A 20,277-nucleotide genomic window follows, 5' to 3' on the forward strand; every position below is an offset into this window, starting at 1 on the left:
CTGGAAATCATCTAAGAGCGGGTTTGCCCCGCGATGGGCGGCAAAAACAGTACAGAACGAAAGCTGTGCTTCGTCTGCCCTTTGCAACGTCAGACTCCCGCCCCCCGCTCTGGAACCCCGCCCATGCGCTCCACTCTCCCCTACTCGCTGCTGGCCCTGCTCGTCGCCAGCACCACCCATGCCGCTGGCCGCGTCGAACTCAGCCAAGTACTGATCGACGGCCAGCAGCAAAGCGAACTGGACGCCGCCGCCGAACAGCTGCGCGACATTCCCGGCGCCAGCAACCTGGTGGACATGGACAAGGTCGGCCAGGGCCGGGTCGCCAGCAACCAGGACGTGCTGGCCTACCAACCCGGCGTGTTCGCCCAGTCGGCGGGCAACGACGGCATCAAGCTGTCGATCCGCGGCTCGGGTATCAACCGCGCGCCGGGTGCCCACGGTTCCGGGGTCTACACGATGCTCGACGGCCTGCCGCTGACCGGCCCGGGTGGCACGCCCTACGAGCTGTTCGAACCACTGTGGCTGAGCCGCGCCGAAATGCTGCGCGGCGCCAATGGCTTCGACCGGGGCGCCCTGGCCCTGGGCGGCGCGCTCAACTACGTCACCCACACCGGCTACGATGCCGCGCCGCTGCAACTGCGCTACGAGCTCGGCAGCCGCGGCTACCAGCGCCGGCACATCAGCTCTGGCCAGGTGCTGGGCAACCTCGACTACTACGTGGCGCTGACCGACGCCGAATACGACGGCTACCAGGCGCACAGCAGCGGCAGCGCCAAGGGCATCGCCGCCAATGTCGGCTACCGCTTCAACCCCAACCTCGAGACGCGCTTCTACCTGCGCTACCGGGAAACCGAGAACGACCTGGCCGGGCGCCTGACCAAGGACCAGATCAAGCACCACCCACGCACCGCCAATCCAGCCTACCTGGCGCGCGACGACAGCCGCCCGCAACCGGGCAGCACCTGGGTCGGCAACAAGACCACGTTCTACCTCGACGACGACGCGCGCCTGGAAGCCGGCCTGGTCTACCACGACTACCCGATGGACCTGCGCGAGGGCCCGATGCGCCTGAAGGTCGCCTACACCGACGTCAGCGGCACCCTGAACTACCTCCGCCGCGACACCCTGTTCGGCCTCGACAGCAAGACCACCCTCGGCTGGCGCACCACCAAACACCTGCCCAACAGCGGCGCCTCGCAGTTCGTGCGTGATCGGGATGTCATAGGCGCACGCAGCCGTGACTTCAGCTACCAGGGCTCGGACACCGTGCTGCACGCCGGCAACGATCTGGAGCTGGCTCCCGACCTGTGGCTGACCACGGGGCTGGCGATGATCTACACGCGCCGCGAGAGCGACGTCAGCTACCCGGCCAACGGTGGCAAGGTCAGCCAGCATGACTGGGACTACGCGCCTCGCCTGGGCCTGCGCTACGACATCAGCCCCGCGTTGCAGGTGTATGGCAACCTCAGCCGCTCGGTCGAGCCACCGCACCCGTGGTCGCTGATCTGGAGCTCGACCCAGGCGACCCAGCCGATAGAGATGCGGAATCAGACGGCCACCACGCTGGAGCTTGGCACCCGCGGCGACTCGGCCTTGGGCCGCTGGGACCTGGCCTGGTACTACGCCCAGGTTCGCCACGAACTGCTGGCGGTGGAGATCGTGCAAGGCGCATTGCCCAAGGAATTCAATGCCAGCGCCACCGTGCACCAAGGCGTCGAGGCCGGGCTGGACAGCACCCTGTGGGAGCGTTCCGGCACTGGCAAGTTGAGCCTGCGCCAGGCCTATACCTTCAGCGACTTCCACTACCGCGACGACGAGCGCTTTGGCGACAACCGCCTGCCGGGCATCCCGATGCACTATTACCAGGCCGAGCTGCGCTACGACTGGCCCAGTGGTTTCCATGCCGGGGTCAACACACAACTGGCGTCCAAGGTGCAGGTCGACTATGCCAATAGCTATCAGACCGACGCCTACGCCCTGCTTGGCGCACGCCTGGGGTGGGATTCACCCAAGCGCGACTGGCAGACCTGGCTGGACCTGCGCAACCTGACCAACCGGCGCTATGCCGCGACGGTGACGCCGGGCTATGACGATGGCGGACAGGACATCGCCCGTTCGACACCCGGTGAAGGGTTCGGGGTGTACGCAGGGGTGTCGTACAGTTTCAGGTAATCGGCTCCCATCCCACGGCGCGCGTCCTCGAACCACCGGCATGGCAGGGGCGTGGCTGTTGGCGAATAGACCCGGTGCAGTCATCCATCGCGCCTCCAAGCGGTTGAATACACTCCCCGTTGCCTGGGAATCGTCGTCATCCTCGGCGCGACCCAGGCCCATGGCACGCAAGACGCTGCCTTTTCGGTCATAGGTACCTACGCACCACGTAGGTATTTCACATTCCCAGTAGCGACATGCCCGCTTCCCGGCCGTCCTGGAAAACTCACAACTCTTTGATTTAAAAAGACTAGTACCCCGTCTTAGCGGCAACCTCAAGTATTCGCCCTGGCCCCCCACAAAACGCAAAGGTGCCCGCGTGCCAGGTATTGAACGGTGCTCTTTTTCCTCCGAATACTGAGCAGGCAGCGCATCGCTGCCTTTCAACAACAAGAGGAGTTTCACCATGGGATACTTTCGTGGTCTTTCCAACAAGGCGAATGAGCTGGATCAAGAGGTCGCTGCGAGTGCTCTGGACGAGTCCGCAGGCGGTGCGATCGATGATCTGCAACTGGCCGAGCATGAGCAGCAGGAACTGAACGGCAACTGATGTCGCCGGCATGGCGACCTGACCGTCGCCATGCCTCGAGGAGTTCACATGCACCCTATGTTGGAACCCGAACGCGAGCTGACCCTGGAAGCCGCCAGGCAACGCATCTGCGAGCAGCTCGAACTACTCTCGCTGCGCGCAGAAGTCACCTGGCGCGGAGCGGAGCTTGGCGTCGCTCAGGTCCGCTTGTACTCCGGATCGCACCAGACCAGCCAGGGCTGGGGCAAAGGGTATCGGGCCCAAGCCTTGGTGGGCGCGCACTACGAAGCACTGGAGCATCATCTGGACAGGCATCTGCCACGGCGCCAGCACTTGCGCCTGACGGACACACTGGCTGCGAACACCGCCCTGCACGACGACCTGCTCATGCCTTGGCTACAGGCACAGCCTGGCCGGGCTCTGGCCTGCCAGGCCTATCACGATCTCCAGAGGCACTGGTTGTTCGACTACCCTACCGGCCTCACGCACCCAAACTACGCGGACGCCCCCCTGCCAGGCGACACCTTCGATCACCGCGCATTGCGGCGCTACAGCAGCAACGATGGGTCGGCTATTGGCGCGACGCGTGACGAAGCCGTACTGCATGCACTAAACCAGACCCTGGAGCGAGACGCGACGTCACTGTTCCTGCTGCGTCATTTCTACCATCAGCATCAGGACACCGTTACCTGGCTCGACAAACCCAGCGCTGGCACGCCACTGGGCCAACTTTGGCGGCACGCGGAGCAGACGCTGCAGGCTCCGATCCATGTACTGGACATCAGTACCGAATTTGCCAGCCGCACCTACCTCGCCTTGCGCATGGATGTGCTCGACAAACCCCATGGTTCGCTGTTCGGTGCCGGTACCTCCCTGGACCCCTGGCATGCCGCACACCGCGCTGTCAGTGAATTGGTTCAGGTGCAACTGAATGCTCAAGACGACGCGGCACGCAAAGTACTCGCGCACCAGGAAAGGTTGTTGCACCCCTTCCCCAAACTGCTGCGCTGCCTGCAACTCGACCTGATGTCGCTGATCGAATGCCCTCAGGCCAGTGCCGACCTGTCGGCGCCGGAAACGGGAAAGTCCGTCCGCGATCAGCTTGAGCGGCTTACCACCGACTTGCACGCGCATGGCTACATGCCAGGTGTTTGCGAAGTGTTCAGCGGTCGGGAGGGCCTGAGCCTGGTCAACGTGATAGTGCCCGGCCTGGAACGCTTCCACTTGGTCACCAATGGCAACGTTGTTTGCCCCGGTCCCCGAGGCGTTCGCCTTACTCGACGGGTGGAGGCCTGAGCCCATGAGCGCACAACTGCGTGTTCCCGTCGGCCCGCAGCTCAACGAGCTGTTCCTGCTGCGCGTCGCCGGGGTCGAGTACCTGGGGTACAAACCTGCGGACCTCGACGGCAGACGTCTGGGCAGCCGCCTGACGCCACGCATGATGCTTGGCGTTTTGCTTGACAGTAGCCTGACCGCGCAACACCTGACTTGCCGCTATCGCCCTCTCTCACTGCGATGCCGCCAAGCGGTGTTCAGCCAGGCCCTCGCCTCTGCGCACAACCGGATACACTTTCCCTTCCCTGTGCTCGACCAGAGCGCCAGGGAACTGACGGTGCCCGACGGGTATTGGGAGGATACGCTTTACTTGGCCGACCGCCTGGACGAGCAGGAAGCGCATTTTCGCAACGTCTGTCGCACAACGCTCTCGAAGCACCTGCAAGCCAACGCGCTGATTCATGACCCCGCCTGTTCAACCGGCACATTCATTGGCACCCTGGCACGCGCGCTGCCGCAAGCACGCTGCCTGGGAGCCGACCGCTGCGCCCCGATGATCAGCCACGCCACGCGGCACCATCAGCGGCACAACCTGCACTTCACCGTCGCCGACGCCAACCAGCCAGCCCTACCCGCTGCGTCCTGCGACGTATTGATCCTGCGTTTCCTGAACGCCGAAATGATGCTACGCCGCGAAGCGGTCGCCCTGTTCCATGGCCTTTGCAGGCTCGTTAAGCCAGGCGGGATGATCATCCTGTTCGGGCATACACCCGTGCTCTTCGAGGTGGAAGTGGAAGCACGACGGCAAGGCCTGCAAGTCGCTGGCAGCCTGGGCAGTGTCCTGGGCACGGATGAACTCTTCCAGTTCTATCGTCTGCGACGAACCTGAGCGGGTGACAGCCTCACGGCAACTGCACCTGCGGCTTGGTCTCGGTGAAGATCGTCCAACTGGACACGAACAACGCCGCGATCAACGGCCCGATCACGAACCCGTTGAGCCCGAACACCGCCAGCCCCCCCAAGGTCGAAATCAGGATCAGGTAGTCGGGCATGCGTGTGTCCTTGCCCACCAGGATCGGCCGCAGCAGGTTGTCCACCAGGCCGATCACCAGCACGCCGAACGCCGTCAGCACCACGCCCTTCCAGATCGCCCCGGTCAGCAGGAAATACGCCGCCACCGGCGCCCAGACGATCCCCGCGCCCACCGCCGGCAGCAGTGAAAGAAACGCCATCAGTACCGCCCACACCAGCACGCTGGGAATGCCCAGCACCCAGAAGATCAACCCACCCAGCGCACCTTGGGTGATCGCCACCAGCAGGTTGCCCTTCACCGTGGCGCGCACCACCCGGCTGAACTTCAACTGCAAGCGGCGCTTCTGGTCCTCCGGCAGCGGCACCGCCAGGCGTACCTTGCGCGCCAGCTCGGCGCCTTCGCGCAGGAAGAAGAACAACAGGTAGAGCATGATGCCGAAGCTCACCAGGACCTCGAACGTGCCCTGGCCGAAGCTGAAGGCCTGGCCGGCGAGGAACTGACTGCCCTGGGTCGCCCATTCGGTGATCTTCTCGCGCAGGCCATCCAGGTTGCCCATGCCCAGGTTGTCCAAACCGCGCTGGGCGAAGGCCGGCAGCATGTCCTTGCCGCGCTCGATATAGCCGGCGATATCCAACTGACCGCTTTCGATACGCTGGTAGAGCCTGGCGCCCTCTTGCACCAGCAATGCGCCAATGACGATTACCGGCAGCACGGCGATCAGCAGGCAGGTGGCCAGGGTCACCCCCGCCGCCAGGTTGCGCCGCCGCCCCAGGCGCACCACCAGGTGGCGCTGCAACGGTGCGAAGAGAATGGCCAGGATCACGGCCCAGAACACGGCGCCGTAGTAAGGCAGGAGAATCCAGAAGAAGGCGATGGTCACCAGCGCGAGCAGGGTTGCCAGCGCCTTGTTCTGCAATGCGGTTTGATTCATGGGGCTTCCTCGAGGGCTCAAAAGGTTAGTGCGCGGCGAACCGGCAAAAGTGCCGTAACGGCCTTGATCGACATCAACAACCGTCCGCACGCCGAGGCCTTAGCACCTGGGCCTTTTGCCTCATCTTCGCGCCACCCAGCCTCGTGGTGGCGCCAGGGGATGCCCACATCCCGAGCAGGTGGGCCTGGAGTACGGCCTGCTGATGCGCGACCTGACAGACCTGTAATGCACGCCTCAGGTGACTGACAGCCGTGGCGGGTGAGCATTGGCGTCAGTGCCCCCCGGATCCCCGTGGGAGCGACTGTCTTTTGTGTCATGTCAGTGCCCCGCGATAGGGCCGGCACCGACACACCACCCGTAGAGGCCTCAGCATGTCCCCTCGCTCCTCTCGCCGTACCTTCGTCAAAGGCCTGGGCGCCGCCACCGCCCTCGCTGGCCTGGGCCTGTGGCGCCCACTGGCCAACGCCGACGCGGGTCATAGCCGCGGCCAAGCGCTGCAAGGCCAGGACTTCGAGCTGTACATCGGCCAGACCCCGATCAACATCACTGGCCGCCCACGCACCGCCCTGACCGTCAACAACAGCCTACCGGGCCCGGTACTGCGCTGGCGCGAAGGCGACCGCGTGACCCTGCGCGTACGCAACCGCCTGGCCGAGCCGACCTCGATCCACTGGCACGGCATCCTCCTGCCAGCCAACATGGACGGCGTACCCGGCCTGAGCTTCGCCGGCATCGCCGCGGGCGGCGACTACCTCTACCACTTCACCCTGCGCCAGAGCGGCACCTACTGGTACCACAGCCACTCCGGGCTGCAGGAGCAGGCCGGGGTGTACGGCGCCATCGTCATCGAGCCGCGCGAGCCGGAGCCGCATACCTACCAGCGCGACCATGTGCTGCTGTTCAGCGACTGGAGCGACGAGGCCCCGCAGGACCTGCTCACGACGCTCAAGAAGCAGTCCGACGCGTTCAACCAGCACAAGCGCACCCTTGGCGACTTCATCAGCGACGTGGCCGACAAAGGCTGGAGTAGCACCGTCGACGAACGCATGGCCTGGGCGCGCATGCGCATGAGCCCGACGGACCTGGCCGACATCAGCGCAGCCACGTACACCTATCTACTCAACGGCCAACCGCCAGACGGCAACTTCACCTGCCTGTTCCGCCCCGGCGAGACCGTGCGCCTGCGCTTGGTCAACGCTTCGGCGATGACTTACTTCGACTTCCGCATCCCAGGCCTGAAGCTCACGGTGATCGCCGCCGACGGCTTGCCCGTGGTACCGGTGAAGGTGGACGAGCTGCGCATCGCCGTGGCCGAGACCTACGACGTGCTGGTGGAGGTCGGCGACCAACCTGCTTATACCCTGTTCGCCCAGAGCATGGATCGCAGCGGTTACGCTCGCGGCACCCTGGCCCAGGCGCCTGGAATGCAAGCGCCGGTCCCCACCCCCGACCCCCGCCCGGTGCTGAGCATGGAGGACATGGGCCATGGCGGCATGGCGGGCATGGACCACAGCACGATGAACCACGCCAGCATGCCCGGCATGGCTTCTATGCAGGCCCACCCCAGCAGCGAAACCGACAACCCGCTGGTGGACATGCAGACCATGGCCCCACGCCCCAACCTCGCCGACCCCGGTATCGGCCTGCGCACCAATGGCCGCCGAGTGCTGACCTATGCCGACCTGCGCAGCCGCTTCGAGGACCCCGACGGTCGGGCCCCCTCACGCGAGATCGAGCTGCACCTGACCGGCCACATGGAGCGCTTCGCGTGGTCGTTCGACGGCATCAAGTTCAGCGATGCCCAGCCCTTGCGGCTGACCTACGGCGAGCGCGTGCGCATCACCCTGGTCAACGACACCATGATGACCCACCCGATCCACCTGCACGGTATGTGGAGTGACCTGGAGGACGAGCAGGGGCAATTCCTGGTGCGCAAGCACACCGTCGATATTCCGCCCGGCAGCCGCCGCAGCTACCGGGTGACCGCCGACGCCCTGGGCCGCTGGGCCTACCACTGCCACTTGCTCTATCACATGGAGACCGGCATGTTCCGCGAGGTACGGGTCGATGAATGAGCTCAACAGCCGCTGGGTACTGGCCAGCGTCACCCTGCTGGTTTTGCTGGTCAGCGAGAAGACCAGCGCTGCGACCGAGGCGCCGATGGACCACGCGGCAATGGGCCACGGTGCCATGCCCATGGACCACGCTGGCATGAGCCACGGCACCACACCGGCCGCCACCAAACCGCCGCGCACGCCCTTGCCGGCGATCACCGAGGCCGACCGCCGCGCCGCCTTCGCGCCTCTGCCTGGCCACTCTGTGCATGACCGGGCGATCAACTGGGCGGTGGTGATCGACCAACTGGAGTACCAGAACTTCGATAGCAGCAGCGCGCTGAGCTGGAACGCCACCGCCTGGGTCGGCGGCGACATCGACCGACTGTGGCTGCGCAGCGAGGGCGAGCGTGAACAGGGCAAGACCCACGAGGCCGAGCTGCAGGCGCTTTGGGGGCACGCCATCAACCCCTGGTGGGAGCTGGTCGGCGGCCTGCGCCAGGACTTCAAGCCCGCCAGCGGGCAAACCTGGGCGGCCTTCGGCATTCAGGGCACACCGCTCTATGGCCTGGAGCTGGAGGCCACGGCCTATGCGGGCGAGCGGCAACAGACCGCGCTGCGCCTGGAGGCCAGTTACGCTATGCTGCTGACCAACCGTTGGATACTGGAGCCCAAGGTCGAAGCCAACCTGTACGGGCGTGACGACCCAGGCCGCGAACAAGCTGCAGGGCTGGCCGACAGCGAGATCGGTCTGCGCCTGCGCTATGAAATCACCCGAGGCTTCGCGCCCTATGTCGGGGTCAGTTTCAACCGCTTGTACGGCAGTCGTGCCGACCAGGCTCGCGAAGAGGGTGAGGACCGCACCCAGACCCGCGTTGTCGCCGGTATCCGCCTGCGTTTCTAGAGGACTTCGAACATGCTGCGCAAACACCTGATCGCCTGTGGCCTGCTGGCCTTCACCGGCCTGGCCCAGGCCGCCGACGTCATCGACGTGTACCGCGACCCCAACTGCGGCTGCTGCAAGCAGTGGATCAGCCACCTGCGCGACAACGGATTCACCGTCAACGACCATGTCGAGCCCAACATGAGTGCGGTCAAGGAACGCCTGGGCGTGGCGCCGCGCCTGGCGTCGTGCCACACCGGGGTAGTCGACGGCAAGTTCGTCGAGGGCCACGTGCCAGCCGAACAGATACGCGTACTGGCCAAGCGCGACGACCTCAAGGGCCTTGCCGTGCCGGGCATGCCGATCGGCTCGCCAGGCATGGAGATGGGTGAGCGCAAGGACCCCTACGCGGTCATCGGCTTGACCCATGATGGCAAGGACGAAGTGGTCGCGCGCTACTGATGCTCAGCCTCTGGGCGCTGTTCCTCAGCGCCTTCGGCGCCGCCACCCTGCTGCCACTGCAATCGGAGGCGGTGCTGGTCGGCCTGCTGCTGCGCGACCCGGACGCCTGGCTGCTGCTGTTGCTGGTGGCGACACTGGGCAACGTGCTGGGTTCGATCGTCAACTGGGTACTGGGCCGAGCCATCGAGCATCTGCGCGACAAGCGCTGGTTTCCGTTCAGCGCCGCGCAGTTGGAGCGGGCCCAGCAGCGCTATCAGCGTTGGGGGCAATGGTCGCTGCTGCTGAGCTGGATGCCGGTGATCGGCGACCCGCTGACGCTGATCGCCGGGATCATGCGTGAGCCGTTCTGGCGGTTCGTGGTGTTGGTGACGCTGGCCAAGGCTGGACGGTACATCGTGGTGGCGGCGATTACGCTGGCCTGGTTGTAGCAATCAGGGGCCCGATCGCGGGGCAAGCCTACGATCGCCCCCAGACCTGCCCCTCGGTCCAGCCCAACTCGGCGAAATCATCCGCCCGCAACCCCGCCTCCTCCTCGCAGAAGAACTCATCCAGTTGCGGTGGCCGCACCGCCGTATCGCTGAGCATCGCATGCACCTGCCCACGGTGATGGATCTGGTGCTCGAACAGGTGCGACAACAAGCGCAAGCGCTGCTCGCGCTGCACCCGGCCCGGCCGCACGATGCTCACATAGCGCGCCAGTTGGTCGTCGCGCAGCTGTCGGCAGTAGGCGATCAGCCGCTGATCCGCCTGGGCCTGTTGTGCCTGCAGGTCGGTGCAGGTGGCGAACGGTTGCTCGGGCAGGAAGAATCGCTCGCCGTCCGGGTCCGGCGCCTCGCCGCGTTGTTCGCACTCCAGCGCATTCAGGTAGAACCAGTCCACCGTCAACAGGTGGTTGAGGGTGGCCTTGATCGACGGGAAGAAACTGCAACGGGGGGCGACGAACTCGTCCTGGGTCAGTTGCAGGCAGGCCTTGTACAGGCGGTGATTGGCCCAGCCATTGTTGTAGGCCTGGGTCAGCAGATGCTGCGACAGCGGCTCCATGGTCGGCTCCTTCAGGCGAAGCGTTGCAGTTGCATCTCCCGCAGGCGGCTCAGGGTCCGTCGGAACGGGAACGCCAGATACCCTTGAGTGTAGAGCGCTTCCAGCACAACCTCGGCTTCCAGGTACAACGCGACTCGACGGTCGTAGCATTCGTCGACCAGCGCGATGAAGCGCCGCACGCTGTCGTCCCTGGGTGAAAGCGCCGGCAACTCGCGGTCGCCAGCCACCACCCGGCTGGCCGCGTCCTCGGTGCCGCGGGCGATGCGCCCGGCGCGCTGCTCGCCGCCCAAGGCCGGAACGCCGCTCATCAGGACGGCCGCGAAACGGTCGCACAGGCCCATGAACTCCAGGGCCGCCAGGGGTTGCTCGCACAGATCGGCGAAGCGGCACCACACCACGTGCGCACTGCGCCGCACCACCTGGACCTGTCGCGAGCCGATAGCCAACGGTTCTTCGCTCCACGCCTCGTTCGGGCTGAGCTGGTCGAAGACCGTCGCCAGGGCGCTGGCCCGTCCGGGCTCGGCCAACCAGTAGCGCTGCTGCGCGACACCAGGGTGCAGGCGGTGGTCCTGCTCCCCTGCCACCGCCAGCACCCGCATGTGCCGCTCGATGGCGGCGATGGCCGGCAGGAAGCGTTGGCGGTTGAAGCCGTCGCTGTAGAGTTGCCCTGGCGGCTGGTTGGACGTGGCGATGATCACCACACCGTGGTCGAACAGGACCTGGAACAGCCGACCCAGGATGATCGCATCTCCGATATCGCTGACGAACAGCTCGTCGAAGCACAGCACACCGATAGCGCCAGCCAACTCACGTGCCAAGGCCTCGAGCGGGTCGGCGGTGCCGCTGAGCTGGAACAGGCGCTGGTGAACCCACGCCATGAAGTGGTGGAAGTGCTGGCGCCGGGATGGCACCCGCAGACATTGGTGAAACTGATCCATCAACCAGGTCTTGCCACGACCGACCGGGCCCCAGAGGTAGACACCCTGGGACGGACGAGCCGTGTGCAGCGCCTCGAAGCAGGCCTGCAAGGCCGACACCGCCTGGGCCTGCGCGGGGTCGGGGACGAAACCCTGCTGGTCGAGGGCCTGGCGGTAGAGGGTCTGGGGGTCGAGGGGCATGGGAAAGGGGCTGGGTCAAAATGTCATGCTAACACCAGCGGGCAAGCCCCCCACAGGTACAGCGCTCTTTGCGGAGCGGCGCTGTCCCTGTGTATGGGCTTGCACCCGCGATAGCGCTGGCCCGGACAGCGATAACCTCACCCCTCCCCCAACCCCACTTTCAACAACGCGCCATCGGTCGCATCGGTCAGTACATACAAGTACCCGTCCGGCCCCACCCGCACATCGCGGATCCGCGCCTTGAGCTCACCCAGCAACCGCTCCTCGTGCACGATCTTGTCGCCATCGAGTTGCAAACGAATCAACTCCTGGCTGGCCAGCGCACCGATGAACAGGTTGTGGTCCCAGGCTTTGAAGGTCGGGCTGTCATAGAACGCCATACCACTGATGGCCGGGGACTTTTCCCAGACGTGATGCGGGTCGACCATGCCCTCGACATGCTTGCCCTTGGCCTCGGGGATCGGCAGCAGCGAGTAGTTGATGCCATGGGTCGCGATCGGCCAGCCGTAGTTCTTGCCCGGCGCCGGGATATTGATCTCGTCGCCGCCACGCGGGCCATGCTCGTGGGTCCAGAGCTTGCCAGTCCAGGGGTTGAGCGCCGCGCCCTGCTGGTTGCGGTGGCCGAACGACCAGATCTCCGGGCGCACGTTGTCGCGGCCGACGAAGGGGTTGTCCTTGGGCACCTCGCCATCGGGCAGGATGCGCACGATCTTGCCTTGCAGCTTGTCCAGGTCCTGGGAAGTGGCGCGCTGGTTGTTCTCGCCCAAGGCGATGAACAGGTAGCCGTCACGGTCGAACACCAACCGCGAGCCGAAGTGGTTGCCTTCGGAAAGCTTGGGCTGCTGGCGGAAGATCACGTCGAAGTTCTCCAGCCGCGCGCGGTCCTGGGACAACTGGCCACGGCCGACCGCGGTACCGGCCTTGCCATCCTTGCCCTCCTCGGCGAACGACAGGTACACGGTGCGGTCTTTGGCGAACTCCGGTGACAGCACCACATCCAGCAACCCGCCCTGCCCTTGCGCCCAGACCTTGGGCACGCCAGCCAGCGGGGGCCCGACCTTGCCGTCGGCGGTGACGATGCGCAGGTTGCCTGGGCGCTCGGTCACCAGCATGTCCTTGCCGCCCGGCAGGAAGGCCAGGGCCCAGGGGTTGCGCAGGCCGTCGGCGATGGTGCTGACGGTCAATTGCCCCTCCTCGCTGGGCAATTGCCGCTCTTGCGCGGCCTGGGCCATGAGTGGAAACAGCGCGGCGGCGGCCAGGGTGGTCAACCAAGTGCGTGAGGTCATGCGGGCTTCCTTCCAGTGGGCGACTCAGGGCGCGCGTTGGGAATCGCGCGCGGGCCGGGTGGGTTCCAGGTTAGGGGTCTGTTGCTGACGGCGCAGGTTGTCGCCGTTGCCAATCCCGCGGTTGTCCAGGGTCGGCGGGCGGGGGTTGGGCTGGGTCGAGGGTCCGCGCACCGGCGGGGTGGCGGGCACGCTGCCCTGGCGGCTATTGGGGTTGGCGCGCTGGGTAGGGCTGTTATAGGGATTGTTGTTACTGGCGGCGAGCAAGGGCTGGGGGGGCGCCGCCTGCACGGGTAGGCACAGCAGCAGGCCGAGCGCCAAGATTGGCAGGGTAGGATTCATCATTATCTCCGGTACGAAAAGTCGCGCCCAAGCTTTGGATAGCCTAAGGCGCGACAGGTTCGCGGCAAAAGCGTGAAAGCTGCCGGAGTTGATTCCTGATGTTACGGTTCTCGGGAGCAACGCTGTACCTGTAGGAGCGGCGGTGCGGCGATCCGATTTGCCCCTTAATGCCTCATCCCGCCCTGTCCACCTTGTGTCGCGCCGCATACAGGCACAGCATCTCCATCGCCAGCGTCGCCCCGGCCAGCGCGGTAATGTCGGCATGGTCATAGGCCGGCGCGACCTCCACCAGGTCCATGCCCACCAGGTTGATACCGCGTAGCCCACCGAGAATCTCCAGCGCTTGCACCGTGCTCAGCCCACCGCACACCGGCGTGCCGGTACCGGGGGCGTAGGCCGGATCGAGGCAGTCGATGTCGAACGTCAAGTACACCGGGCGCTCGCCCACCCGCTGGCGAATTGCCGCGATCACCGCCTCGGTACCCTGCCGATGCACCTGGCGGGCATCGAGGATTGCGAAGCCCTGGCTGTCGTCATTGGTGGTGCGCAGGCCGATCTGCACCGAACTGGCCGGGTCCACCAGGCCTTCACGAGCGGCATGCCAGAACATGGTGCCGTGGTCGATGCGCTTGCCCTCCTCGTCCGGCCAGGTGTCGCTGTGCGCGTCGAAGTGGATCAACGCCAATGGCCCGTGGCGCCGGGCGTGCGCCTTGAGCAGCGGGTAACTGATGAAATGGTCGCCACCCAAGGTGAGCATCGCGCAATCGGCGTCGAGGATGCGCGTTGCATGGGCCTCGATGCTCTCCGGTACCGATTCGGGGGTACCGCCGTCGAAGGCGCAGTCGCCATAGTCGATCACCGCCAGATGATCGAACGGGTCGAACGTCCACGGCCAGTGCCGGGCCCAGGCCTGCAGCACCGAGGCCGCGCGGATCGCGCGCGGCCCGAAGCGCGCGCCGGGGCGGTTGCTGGTGGCGGTGTCGAACGGCACGCCGCTGACCACCACATCGACGCCGCGCAGGTCACGGCTGTAACGGCGCCGCGAGAAACTGGTAATGCCAGCGTAGGTGCTTTCCGCGGCGGTGCCGTAGAGGCTGTCACGGGTCATGGCCTGGTCGTTGTTCAGGGCTTGTTCCACGGTGCTGCTCCTGGTTTCGAGTTATAGGTCATTGCCGGCTACGGAACGCGGTCCACAGGCGGTTGCGCTGGCGCAGGTCGGACAGCGCCATGCTGCGGTCGGCGTACAGGCGCTGGCGCACCTCGGCCGAAGGGTAGATGTCCGGGTCGTTGCGCACGGCATCGTCCACCAGTGCGGTCGCGGCCTGGTTGGCGTTGGCGAAGAACAACGTGTTGGTCAGCGCCGCCACCGACTCGGGGCGCAGCATGAACGCGATGAAAGCCCGGGCGGCCTCGGGGTGCGGGGCGTCCTTGGGAATGACCAGGTTGTCCTGCCAGACCAAGGTGCCCTCGCGGGGGATGCGGTAGATCAACTCGAACGGCTTGCCGGCGCGGCGGGCCTGGTCGGCGGCCATGGCGGCGTCGCCGTTGTAGGTCAGGGCCAGGCACACACTGCCATTGGCCAGGTCGCTGATCTGTCGGCCGTTGGCAACGTAGCTGATCGACGGTTGCAACTGACGCAGCAGCGCCTGAGCGGCGTCCAGGTCGGCCTTGTCCTGACTGTAGGGGTCCTTGCCGAGGTAATTCAGGGCCACGCCGATCACCTCCTGGGGCGAGTCGGGCATGGCAATCCCGCAATCCTTCAGGCGGCTGGCGTATTCGGGCTTGAACAGCAGGTCGAGACTGTCCAGGGGCACGTCGCCCAGGCGCTGGCGCACGGCCTCGACGTTCACCCCAAGGCCCAGCGTGCCCCAGGTATAGGGGACGGCATGGCGGTTACCGGGGTCGACCTCGGCGAGTTTGGCCAGCAGGTCCGCGTCGAGGTTGCCGTAGCCGTGCATGGACTGCGGGTCCAGCACCTGCAACGCCCCGGCCTTGAGCGCCCTGGCCAGTACCGTGGAGGATGGCACCACCACGTCGTAGCCGCTGGCACCGGTCAACAGCTTGGTCTCCAGCACCTCGGTGGTGTCGAAGGTGTCGTAGCGCACCTTGTAGCCGGTTTCCTTTTCGAAACGCTCCAAGGTTTGCGGGGCGATGTAGTCGGCCCAACTGTACAGGTTGACGACCTTTTCCTCGGCTTGCACGGGCAAAGCCAGGACCAGACTGAGCAGACACAGCGTTCGACGCATGACGGACACCTCGGCAAATGGGTGGATGCCGCCAGCATGCCTGTCGGGTTACATTGCAAAAATGGCAAGTTTGCAAAGCTGACATTCACCAGGAGCAATGTGATGCTCGGACAATTGCACGACCCGGACCTGCACCTGCTGCGGCTGTTCGTCACTGTAGTCGAGGCCGGCGGTTTCAGTGCCGCCCAGGGCGTGCTGGGGTTGAGCCAGCCGAGCATCAGCCAGCAGATGGCGCGCCTGGAGACACGCCTGGGCTATCGCCTGTGCAGCCGCGGCAAGGGCGGCTTTCACCTGACCGAGAAGGGCGAGCGCCTGCTCAAGGCGGCGCGTGAGCTGTTACTGCAGATCGAGCAGTTCCGCCAGCAGGCCAACGGCGTGGCCGGGCGCTTGCTGGGCACGGTGCGTATCGGCGTCGCGGAGAACCAGGACAGCACCATCACCTTGCGCCTGGCCGATGCTATTGCGCGATTTCGCCAGCGCGACGAGTCCGTGCAACTGGAACTGGTCAGCGCGCCTCCAGCGGAGTTGGAGCGCCTGCTGTTGGAGCAGCGGCTGGACCTGGCGATCAGCTACTTCTCCGGTAAGCAGGCGGCGTTCGATTACCAGGCACTGTTCGAAGAACGCCAGCGGCTGTATTGCGGGCAACGTCACGCGTTGTTCGCATCGCCGCACATCACCCGAGAACAGTTGCTGGAGGCCGACCAGGTGCACCACCCGTACCGTTTCCTCAAACAGGGAGAACCGTTCCGGAGCCGGCACAGTTCGGCGCTGGCCGAGCAGATCGACAGCGCCCTGACCCTGATCCTCTCGGGCCATCACATCGGTTACCTGCCCTGCCACTGCGCCGAAAGCTGGGAGGCCGGTGGGCTGCTGCGGCCACTGGACCCGACCCTGGATTTCGTGGTGCCGTTCACCCTGGCCCGCCATCGCGGCCAGGCGCCCAGCGAAGCGCAGCACGCCTTCATCCAAGACCTGCTGGCCGCATTTCCCCCGCTGTAGGGCGGGCTTGCCCACGACAGCGCCGGCGCTGACAAGCGCTGTCGCATTTGCCACACTCAAAGGCCACTCGCCGCCAAGGCCACCCCAATGACCACCCACTTCCTGCGACTCTGCCTTTCCTTGCTGCTGGCCTGCGCCCTGAGCGCCTGCGCCCTGCTCCAGCCCCGCGACCCGCTGAACATCAGCGTGATCGGCATCGAGCCGTTGCCCGGCCAGGACCTTGAGCTGCGCATGGCGGTGAAGATCCGCGTGCAGAACCCCAACGACACGGCGGTGGATTTCAACGGCATCGCCCTGAATCTGGAGGTCAACGACCAACCCCTGGCGGCCGGTGTCAGCGACCAGCGTGGCCATATTGGCCGCTATGACGAGGAAGTGATCATGGTGCCGGTGAGCATCACCGCCTTTGCCTTTCTGCGCCAGGCCTATGGCCTGAGCCGGCTGGAGTCTCTGCAGGGGTTGCCTTACGTGCTGCGTGGCAAGCTGGCGGGCGGCCCACTGGGAACCGTACGCTTCACTGACAAAGGCAAGCTGGACCTGCCCCAGGCGGGCACGGCAAACTGGTAACGCATGCACAGGTAAAGGACCTACCGATGACGCCCGCCCCCACATTGAAGACGTCTCGCCTGTTGTTACGGCCGCTGTCCCTTGACGACGCCGAAGCCATCCAGCGATTGTTCCCCCATTGGGAGGTCGTGCGCTACCTCAACGCCCGGGTCCCGTGGCCCTACCCCGACGACGGCGCCCTTAGCTACCTGCGCGATATCTGCCTACCCGCGGTCGCGGCAGGCAAGGAATGGCACTGGGCGATCTGCCTCGCCGATGCGCCGCAGACGATGATCGGCAGCATCAGCTTGATGGACCAGCCGGACAACCACCGAGGCTTCTGGCTGGCGCCTGCATGGCAAGGCCAGGGGTACATCAGCGAAGCGTGCGCGGCGGTGGACGCTTTCTGGTTCGTGAGCCTCGCCAAACCGCTGATGCGTGTGCCCAAGGCGGCACTCAACGGTGCTTCACGGCGAGTCTCGCAGCGTGGCGGCATGCGCCTGGTGCGCCGCGACCAGGACAATTTCGTCAGTGGCCGGCTGGACAGGGAAGTCTGGGAAATCACACGTGAGGAATGGCTGGTACGCCAGCACTGAGGGCAAGGTTGTCAGCGATTGTTGCTGGCTGCCGCCATCATTTTGTTGACTTCACTGCGCACCATGTTGGCGTACTCGGGCGGCGACATACCGTCCAGTTCCGCGCGCACCCACTCGGCCCACTTGCCCTTGCGCCGGGACTTCTCGGCGATCAGGCGACCAGCCTCAGCCTTCGCCTTGCCAAGATTGTTCTGCCAGAGCTCGAACAGCCGGGCCTTTTCCCCCTCGATCTGCGCACGTTCGGCGAAGTCTCTGTTGGCCAGATTGAAACTCATGGGTGGTTCCTGCGGCTGAAAAAATGATCGCTATCTTACACTGTAGCGGCGGGCAGCCGGTACGCCGCTGCAACTTTCGCGGCACGCCGGTATCCACAGTACAAGTCACCCCACCTACGAGGATGTGTTCATGGCCAGGAAATCCGCCACGCTTGCCGACAGTGACCAAATCAAGGACCAGGTATTCAGCGAATTGCAGGCCTTGATCGAGGAATCCGAGAAACTGCTCAACGACAGCGCCGCACTGGTAGGCGAAGAGGCCGATACCTTACGCGCCCAACTGGGACTAAAGCTGCGCCAAGCACGCCAGGCCACCAGCAGGCTAGGCGCCAAGGCGCAACCGGTGGTGGAGGCCACGGAACATTACATCGGCGGTCACCCCTGGCAGACCGTGGCCCTTAGCGCAGGCCTGGGGCTGGTGGTCGGGTTGTTGCTGGGGCGCCGCCCCTAAGGGATGACCGATGGCTCAGGCTGCCTGGGCCATCGGAATACCGCTGTGGAAGCGCATTTCCATGTCTGGCGAACTGATCAGTTGCGCCTCCACTTCCCGCACCTTTTCAACGACACGCGCGATGTCCGCCTCTTCACCGTACTGGTGGGCGAGCTTCAGGTAGCCCTGATAGTGACGCGCCTCGCTGTTCAGCAAGCCGTGGTAGAAGGTGCCGAGCTCCTCGTCCAGGTGCGGCACCAGTGCCGCGAAGCGCTCACAACTGCGCGCCTCGATGAAAGCTCCGACCACCAGGGTATCCACCAACTTCACCGGCTCGTGCGCCCTCACCACGCGGCGCAGGCCCGACGCGTAGCGCCCTGCCGAAACCGGACGCAACGGCACGCCCCGACGTTTCATCAGGCGCAGGACCTGCTCGTGGTGAACCAGTTCCTCACGAGCCAGGCGCGACATCATGTTGATCAGGTCGAGGTGGGTATTGTACTTGGCGATCAGGCTAAGGGCCGTGCTAGCGGCCTTGAACTCGCAGTTCTTATGGTCGATCAGCAGGGTTTCCTGGTCGGCGAGTGCCGCTTCGATCCAGGCGTCGGGGGTGCGACAACCGAGGAAGGCGTCGATTTCAGGAGTCAGGGACATGGGCTCACAGCTACACAGGGCTACGACAGGACCGGCGATTATACCGGGGGTAGCGCTGATCGCCAGCGACTATGCTTGATGCACGTCAAACGGCATCAAACGTGGCGCCGACTATAGTCAGGCATTGGCCGTCATTTCCCAGGGGAGTTCATGCCCATGCAAGCCGTTCGCAGCATCCTTGTCGTGCTCGACCCCGAGCACGCCCACAGCCGCGCCCTGACCCGCGCCAAACTGATCGCCGGGGTGACCGGTGCCCGCCTGCACCTGCTGATGTGCGATCAGAAACACGATCACAGTGCCCTACTCAGCCTGCTCGGCAGCCAGTTGCACGACGATGGTTACGATAACGTCACCTACGAGCAGAGCTGGAAAGGCAGCCTGCATGAATCGATTATCGCCGTACAGCAGGCCGAGGGCTGCGAGCTGGTGATCAAGGAGCATCGTCCGGACAACCCATTGCGCAAGGCCTTGCTCACGCCCAGCGACTGGAAGCTACTGCGCCAGTGCCCGTGCGCGGTGCTGATGGTCAAGAGCGAGCGTTCGTGGACCGGCGGCAAGGTCCTCGCCGCAGTGGATGTAGGCAACCAGGACGAAGACCATCGCCGGTTGCATGCCAGCATCATCGATCACGGCTACGCCATCGCCAGCCTGGCCAAGGGCGAGCTGCACGTGATCAGCGCCCATCCTTCGCCGATGCTGTCGGCCTCGGACCCTGTCTACCAGCTCAGCGAGACCATCGAGCAGCGTTACCGCGAAGCTTGTTTGGCTTTTCAAACTGAATTCGACATCAGCGAAGATCGCCTGCATGTGGCTGAAGGGCCGGCGGATGTCTTGATACCCTATACCGAGAAGCAGTGCGACGCAGTGGTGACCATCATTGGCACGGTGGCGCGTACGGGGATCTCCGGGGCCTTGATCGGCAATACCGCGGAAGTGGTGTTGGATTCGCTGGAAAAGGATGTGCTGGTGCTCAAGAGTGAAGAGGTAACGGCACACTTGGTGGAATTGGCGCGGGGTTAGTCGTCGTTTGTTTGGACACAGAAAAGACAAAACCCCTACCTGCTCGCGCAGATAGGGGTTTTGCGAAATGAATCTTGACGATGACCTACTCTCACATGGGGAAACCCCACACTACCATCGGCGATGCATCGTTTCACTGCTGAGTTCGGGATGGGATCAGGTGGTTCCAATGCTCTATGGTCGTCAAGAAATTCTGTTGCCAGAACGTCCTGTTGGACAGCCCAGCGAATTCGGATATGTGAATTTGTGGTCTTACGAATCTTCGGCTCTTTCGTCTTCACCACCACAATTCGGCGTCTGACGCTCAAATTGCTTGGGTGTTATATGGTCAAGCCTCACGGGCAATTAG

22 protein-coding genes and 1 rRNA gene are annotated in these 20,277 nt (G+C 64.8%); 13 read left to right on the forward strand and 10 right to left on the reverse strand.

Annotated features, from left to right (window positions below):
• The first annotated feature begins 123 nt into the window (after positions 1-123).
• From P0Y43_RS23610 to P0Y43_RS23625, 4 genes are all read left to right on the forward strand, one after another.
• The gene (locus P0Y43_RS23610) at positions 124-2,172 is read left to right on the forward strand and encodes a TonB-dependent receptor family protein (RefSeq protein ID WP_275639668.1); all 2,049 of its coding nucleotides are present in this window, start codon (positions 124-126) and stop codon (positions 2,170-2,172) included.
• Positions 2,173-2,617: 445 nt separating this feature from the next.
• Positions 2,618-2,761, forward strand: a complete 144-nt coding sequence (locus P0Y43_RS23615) for a hypothetical protein (RefSeq protein WP_275639669.1) — start codon at positions 2,618-2,620, stop codon at positions 2,759-2,761.
• 57 nt (positions 2,762-2,818) lie between these two features.
• Complete coding sequence (locus tag P0Y43_RS23620; RefSeq protein ID WP_275639670.1) at positions 2,819-4,036, forward strand: YcaO-like family protein; 1,218 nt, start codon at positions 2,819-2,821, stop codon at positions 4,034-4,036.
• Positions 4,037-4,040: 4 nt separating this feature from the next.
• The gene (locus P0Y43_RS23625) at positions 4,041-4,904 is read left to right on the forward strand and encodes a class I SAM-dependent methyltransferase (RefSeq protein ID WP_275639671.1); all 864 of its coding nucleotides are present in this window, start codon (positions 4,041-4,043) and stop codon (positions 4,902-4,904) included.
• Between the two features lie 13 nt (positions 4,905-4,917).
• Here the strand turns inward: P0Y43_RS23625 and P0Y43_RS23630 are convergent, their stop codons facing one another.
• Complete coding sequence (locus P0Y43_RS23630; RefSeq protein ID WP_275639672.1) at positions 4,918-5,979, reverse strand: AI-2E family transporter; 1,062 nt, start codon at positions 5,977-5,979, stop codon at positions 4,918-4,920.
• A gap of 371 nt (positions 5,980-6,350) precedes the next feature.
• Here P0Y43_RS23630 and P0Y43_RS23635 point away from each other — a divergent pair, with 371 nt between their 5' ends.
• From P0Y43_RS23635 to P0Y43_RS23650, 4 genes are read left to right on the forward strand one after another with little or no spacing between them, the layout of a single operon-like run.
• Positions 6,351-8,054, forward strand: a complete 1,704-nt coding sequence (locus P0Y43_RS23635) for a copper resistance system multicopper oxidase (RefSeq protein WP_275639673.1) — start codon at positions 6,351-6,353, stop codon at positions 8,052-8,054.
• Positions 8,047-8,937: a copper resistance protein B gene (locus tag P0Y43_RS23640; RefSeq protein ID WP_275639674.1), complete on the forward strand. Its 891-nt coding sequence runs from the start codon at positions 8,047-8,049 to the stop codon at positions 8,935-8,937. Before P0Y43_RS23635 ends, P0Y43_RS23640 begins: the two co-directional genes overlap by 8 nt.
• Before the next feature lie 12 nt (positions 8,938-8,949).
• Positions 8,950-9,378, forward strand: coding sequence for a DUF411 domain-containing protein (locus tag P0Y43_RS23645; RefSeq protein WP_275639675.1), 429 nt, complete (start codon positions 8,950-8,952; stop codon positions 9,376-9,378).
• On the forward strand, positions 9,378-9,806 hold the full coding sequence (locus P0Y43_RS23650) for a YqaA family protein (RefSeq protein ID WP_275639676.1): 429 nt from the start codon (positions 9,378-9,380) through the stop codon (positions 9,804-9,806). Before P0Y43_RS23645 ends, P0Y43_RS23650 begins: the two co-directional genes overlap by 1 nt.
• A gap of 28 nt (positions 9,807-9,834) precedes the next feature.
• Here P0Y43_RS23650 and P0Y43_RS23655 read toward each other — a convergent pair whose 3' ends face one another.
• From P0Y43_RS23655 to P0Y43_RS23680, 6 genes are all read right to left on the reverse strand, one after another.
• On the reverse strand, positions 9,835-10,419 hold the full coding sequence (locus P0Y43_RS23655; protein WP_275639677.1) for a DinB family protein: 585 nt from the start codon (positions 10,417-10,419) through the stop codon (positions 9,835-9,837).
• An 11-nt stretch (positions 10,420-10,430) separates the two neighbouring features.
• Positions 10,431-11,537, reverse strand: coding sequence for a cell division protein ZapE (zapE, locus tag P0Y43_RS23660; RefSeq protein WP_275639678.1), 1,107 nt, complete (start codon positions 11,535-11,537; stop codon positions 10,431-10,433).
• 137 nt (positions 11,538-11,674) lie between these two features.
• On the reverse strand, positions 11,675-12,823 hold the full coding sequence (locus P0Y43_RS23665) for a PQQ-dependent sugar dehydrogenase (RefSeq protein WP_275639679.1): 1,149 nt from the start codon (positions 12,821-12,823) through the stop codon (positions 11,675-11,677).
• A gap of 24 nt (positions 12,824-12,847) precedes the next feature.
• Complete coding sequence (locus P0Y43_RS23670; RefSeq protein WP_275639680.1) at positions 12,848-13,162, reverse strand: hypothetical protein; 315 nt, start codon at positions 13,160-13,162, stop codon at positions 12,848-12,850.
• Positions 13,163-13,334: 172 nt separating this feature from the next.
• A complete protein-coding gene (speB, locus tag P0Y43_RS23675; protein WP_275639681.1) occupies positions 13,335-14,300 on the reverse strand; it encodes an agmatinase in 966 nt (321 codons plus the stop codon).
• Between the two features lie 28 nt (positions 14,301-14,328).
• The gene (locus tag P0Y43_RS23680) at positions 14,329-15,408 is read right to left on the reverse strand and encodes an extracellular solute-binding protein (RefSeq protein ID WP_275639682.1); all 1,080 of its coding nucleotides are present in this window, start codon (positions 15,406-15,408) and stop codon (positions 14,329-14,331) included.
• Between the two features lie 102 nt (positions 15,409-15,510).
• Between P0Y43_RS23680 and P0Y43_RS23685 the strand changes: the two genes are divergently transcribed.
• The 3 genes from P0Y43_RS23685 to P0Y43_RS23695 all read left to right on the forward strand — a co-directional run bounded on the left by P0Y43_RS23685 (position 15,511) and on the right by P0Y43_RS23695 (position 17,549).
• On the forward strand, positions 15,511-16,407 hold the full coding sequence (locus P0Y43_RS23685; protein WP_275639683.1) for a LysR family transcriptional regulator: 897 nt from the start codon (positions 15,511-15,513) through the stop codon (positions 16,405-16,407).
• Positions 16,408-16,494: 87 nt separating this feature from the next.
• Complete coding sequence (locus P0Y43_RS23690) at positions 16,495-16,974, forward strand: LEA type 2 family protein (protein ID WP_275639684.1); 480 nt, start codon at positions 16,495-16,497, stop codon at positions 16,972-16,974.
• A gap of 26 nt (positions 16,975-17,000) precedes the next feature.
• Positions 17,001-17,549: a GNAT family N-acetyltransferase gene (locus tag P0Y43_RS23695; RefSeq protein WP_275639685.1), complete on the forward strand. Its 549-nt coding sequence runs from the start codon at positions 17,001-17,003 to the stop codon at positions 17,547-17,549.
• A gap of 11 nt (positions 17,550-17,560) precedes the next feature.
• Here the strand turns inward: P0Y43_RS23695 and P0Y43_RS23700 are convergent, their stop codons facing one another.
• Positions 17,561-17,824 (reverse strand): hypothetical protein, encoded by a 264-nt coding sequence (locus P0Y43_RS23700; protein WP_275639686.1) that lies wholly within the window; start codon positions 17,822-17,824, stop codon positions 17,561-17,563.
• Positions 17,825-17,954: 130 nt separating this feature from the next.
• On the opposite strand from P0Y43_RS23700, the gene P0Y43_RS23705 reads away from it, so the two are divergent.
• The gene (locus tag P0Y43_RS23705) at positions 17,955-18,275 is read left to right on the forward strand and encodes a DUF883 family protein (RefSeq protein WP_275639687.1); all 321 of its coding nucleotides are present in this window, start codon (positions 17,955-17,957) and stop codon (positions 18,273-18,275) included.
• Between the two features lie 15 nt (positions 18,276-18,290).
• Here the strand turns inward: P0Y43_RS23705 and P0Y43_RS23710 are convergent, their stop codons facing one another.
• Entirely contained in the window at positions 18,291-18,908 is a 618-nt protein-coding gene (locus tag P0Y43_RS23710; protein WP_275639688.1) for a tRNA-(ms[2]io[6]A)-hydroxylase, read from the reverse strand.
• Between the two features lie 156 nt (positions 18,909-19,064).
• Between P0Y43_RS23710 and P0Y43_RS23715 the strand changes: the two genes are divergently transcribed.
• Complete coding sequence (locus P0Y43_RS23715) at positions 19,065-19,928, forward strand: universal stress protein (protein ID WP_275639689.1); 864 nt, start codon at positions 19,065-19,067, stop codon at positions 19,926-19,928.
• A gap of 72 nt (positions 19,929-20,000) precedes the next feature.
• Here the strand turns inward: P0Y43_RS23715 and rrf are convergent.
• Positions 20,001-20,116, reverse strand: a 5S ribosomal RNA gene (rrf, locus tag P0Y43_RS23720).
• Between the last annotated feature and the right edge of the window lie 161 nt (positions 20,117-20,277).

The organism is Pseudomonas entomophila, from assembly GCF_029193575.1.
GTDB lineage: Bacteria > Pseudomonadota > Gammaproteobacteria > Pseudomonadales > Pseudomonadaceae > Aquipseudomonas > Aquipseudomonas entomophila_G.

Coding starts and splice junctions, on each gene's coding strand:
- P0Y43_RS23670 (WP_275639680.1), bottom strand. CDS start 13,162: ATGAATCCTACCCTGCCAATCTTGGCGCTCGGCCTGCTGCTGTGCCTA.
- P0Y43_RS23620 (WP_275639670.1), top strand. CDS start 2,819: ATGTTGGAACCCGAACGCGAGCTGACCCTGGAAGCCGCCAGGCAACGC.
- P0Y43_RS23610 (WP_275639668.1), top strand. CDS start 124: ATGCGCTCCACTCTCCCCTACTCGCTGCTGGCCCTGCTCGTCGCCAGC.
- P0Y43_RS23715 (WP_275639689.1), top strand. CDS start 19,065: ATGCAAGCCGTTCGCAGCATCCTTGTCGTGCTCGACCCCGAGCACGCC.
- P0Y43_RS23690 (WP_275639684.1), top strand. CDS start 16,495: ATGACCACCCACTTCCTGCGACTCTGCCTTTCCTTGCTGCTGGCCTGC.
- P0Y43_RS23700 (WP_275639686.1), bottom strand. CDS start 17,824: ATGAGTTTCAATCTGGCCAACAGAGACTTCGCCGAACGTGCGCAGATC.
- P0Y43_RS23635 (WP_275639673.1), top strand. CDS start 6,351: ATGTCCCCTCGCTCCTCTCGCCGTACCTTCGTCAAAGGCCTGGGCGCC.
- P0Y43_RS23695 (WP_275639685.1), top strand. CDS start 17,001: ATGACGCCCGCCCCCACATTGAAGACGTCTCGCCTGTTGTTACGGCCG.
- P0Y43_RS23630 (WP_275639672.1), bottom strand. CDS start 5,979: ATGAATCAAACCGCATTGCAGAACAAGGCGCTGGCAACCCTGCTCGCG.
- P0Y43_RS23645 (WP_275639675.1), top strand. CDS start 8,950: ATGCTGCGCAAACACCTGATCGCCTGTGGCCTGCTGGCCTTCACCGGC.
- P0Y43_RS23650 (WP_275639676.1), top strand. CDS start 9,378: ATGCTCAGCCTCTGGGCGCTGTTCCTCAGCGCCTTCGGCGCCGCCACC.
- P0Y43_RS23680 (WP_275639682.1), bottom strand. CDS start 15,408: ATGCGTCGAACGCTGTGTCTGCTCAGTCTGGTCCTGGCTTTGCCCGTG.
- P0Y43_RS23640 (WP_275639674.1), top strand. CDS start 8,047: ATGAATGAGCTCAACAGCCGCTGGGTACTGGCCAGCGTCACCCTGCTG.
- P0Y43_RS23685 (WP_275639683.1), top strand. CDS start 15,511: ATGCTCGGACAATTGCACGACCCGGACCTGCACCTGCTGCGGCTGTTC.
- zapE (WP_275639678.1), bottom strand. CDS start 11,537: ATGCCCCTCGACCCCCAGACCCTCTACCGCCAGGCCCTCGACCAGCAG.
- P0Y43_RS23705 (WP_275639687.1), top strand. CDS start 17,955: ATGGCCAGGAAATCCGCCACGCTTGCCGACAGTGACCAAATCAAGGAC.
- P0Y43_RS23665 (WP_275639679.1), bottom strand. CDS start 12,823: ATGACCTCACGCACTTGGTTGACCACCCTGGCCGCCGCCGCGCTGTTT.
- P0Y43_RS23710 (WP_275639688.1), bottom strand. CDS start 18,908: ATGTCCCTGACTCCTGAAATCGACGCCTTCCTCGGTTGTCGCACCCCC.
- P0Y43_RS23625 (WP_275639671.1), top strand. CDS start 4,041: ATGAGCGCACAACTGCGTGTTCCCGTCGGCCCGCAGCTCAACGAGCTG.
- P0Y43_RS23615 (WP_275639669.1), top strand. CDS start 2,618: ATGGGATACTTTCGTGGTCTTTCCAACAAGGCGAATGAGCTGGATCAA.
- P0Y43_RS23655 (WP_275639677.1), bottom strand. CDS start 10,419: ATGGAGCCGCTGTCGCAGCATCTGCTGACCCAGGCCTACAACAATGGC.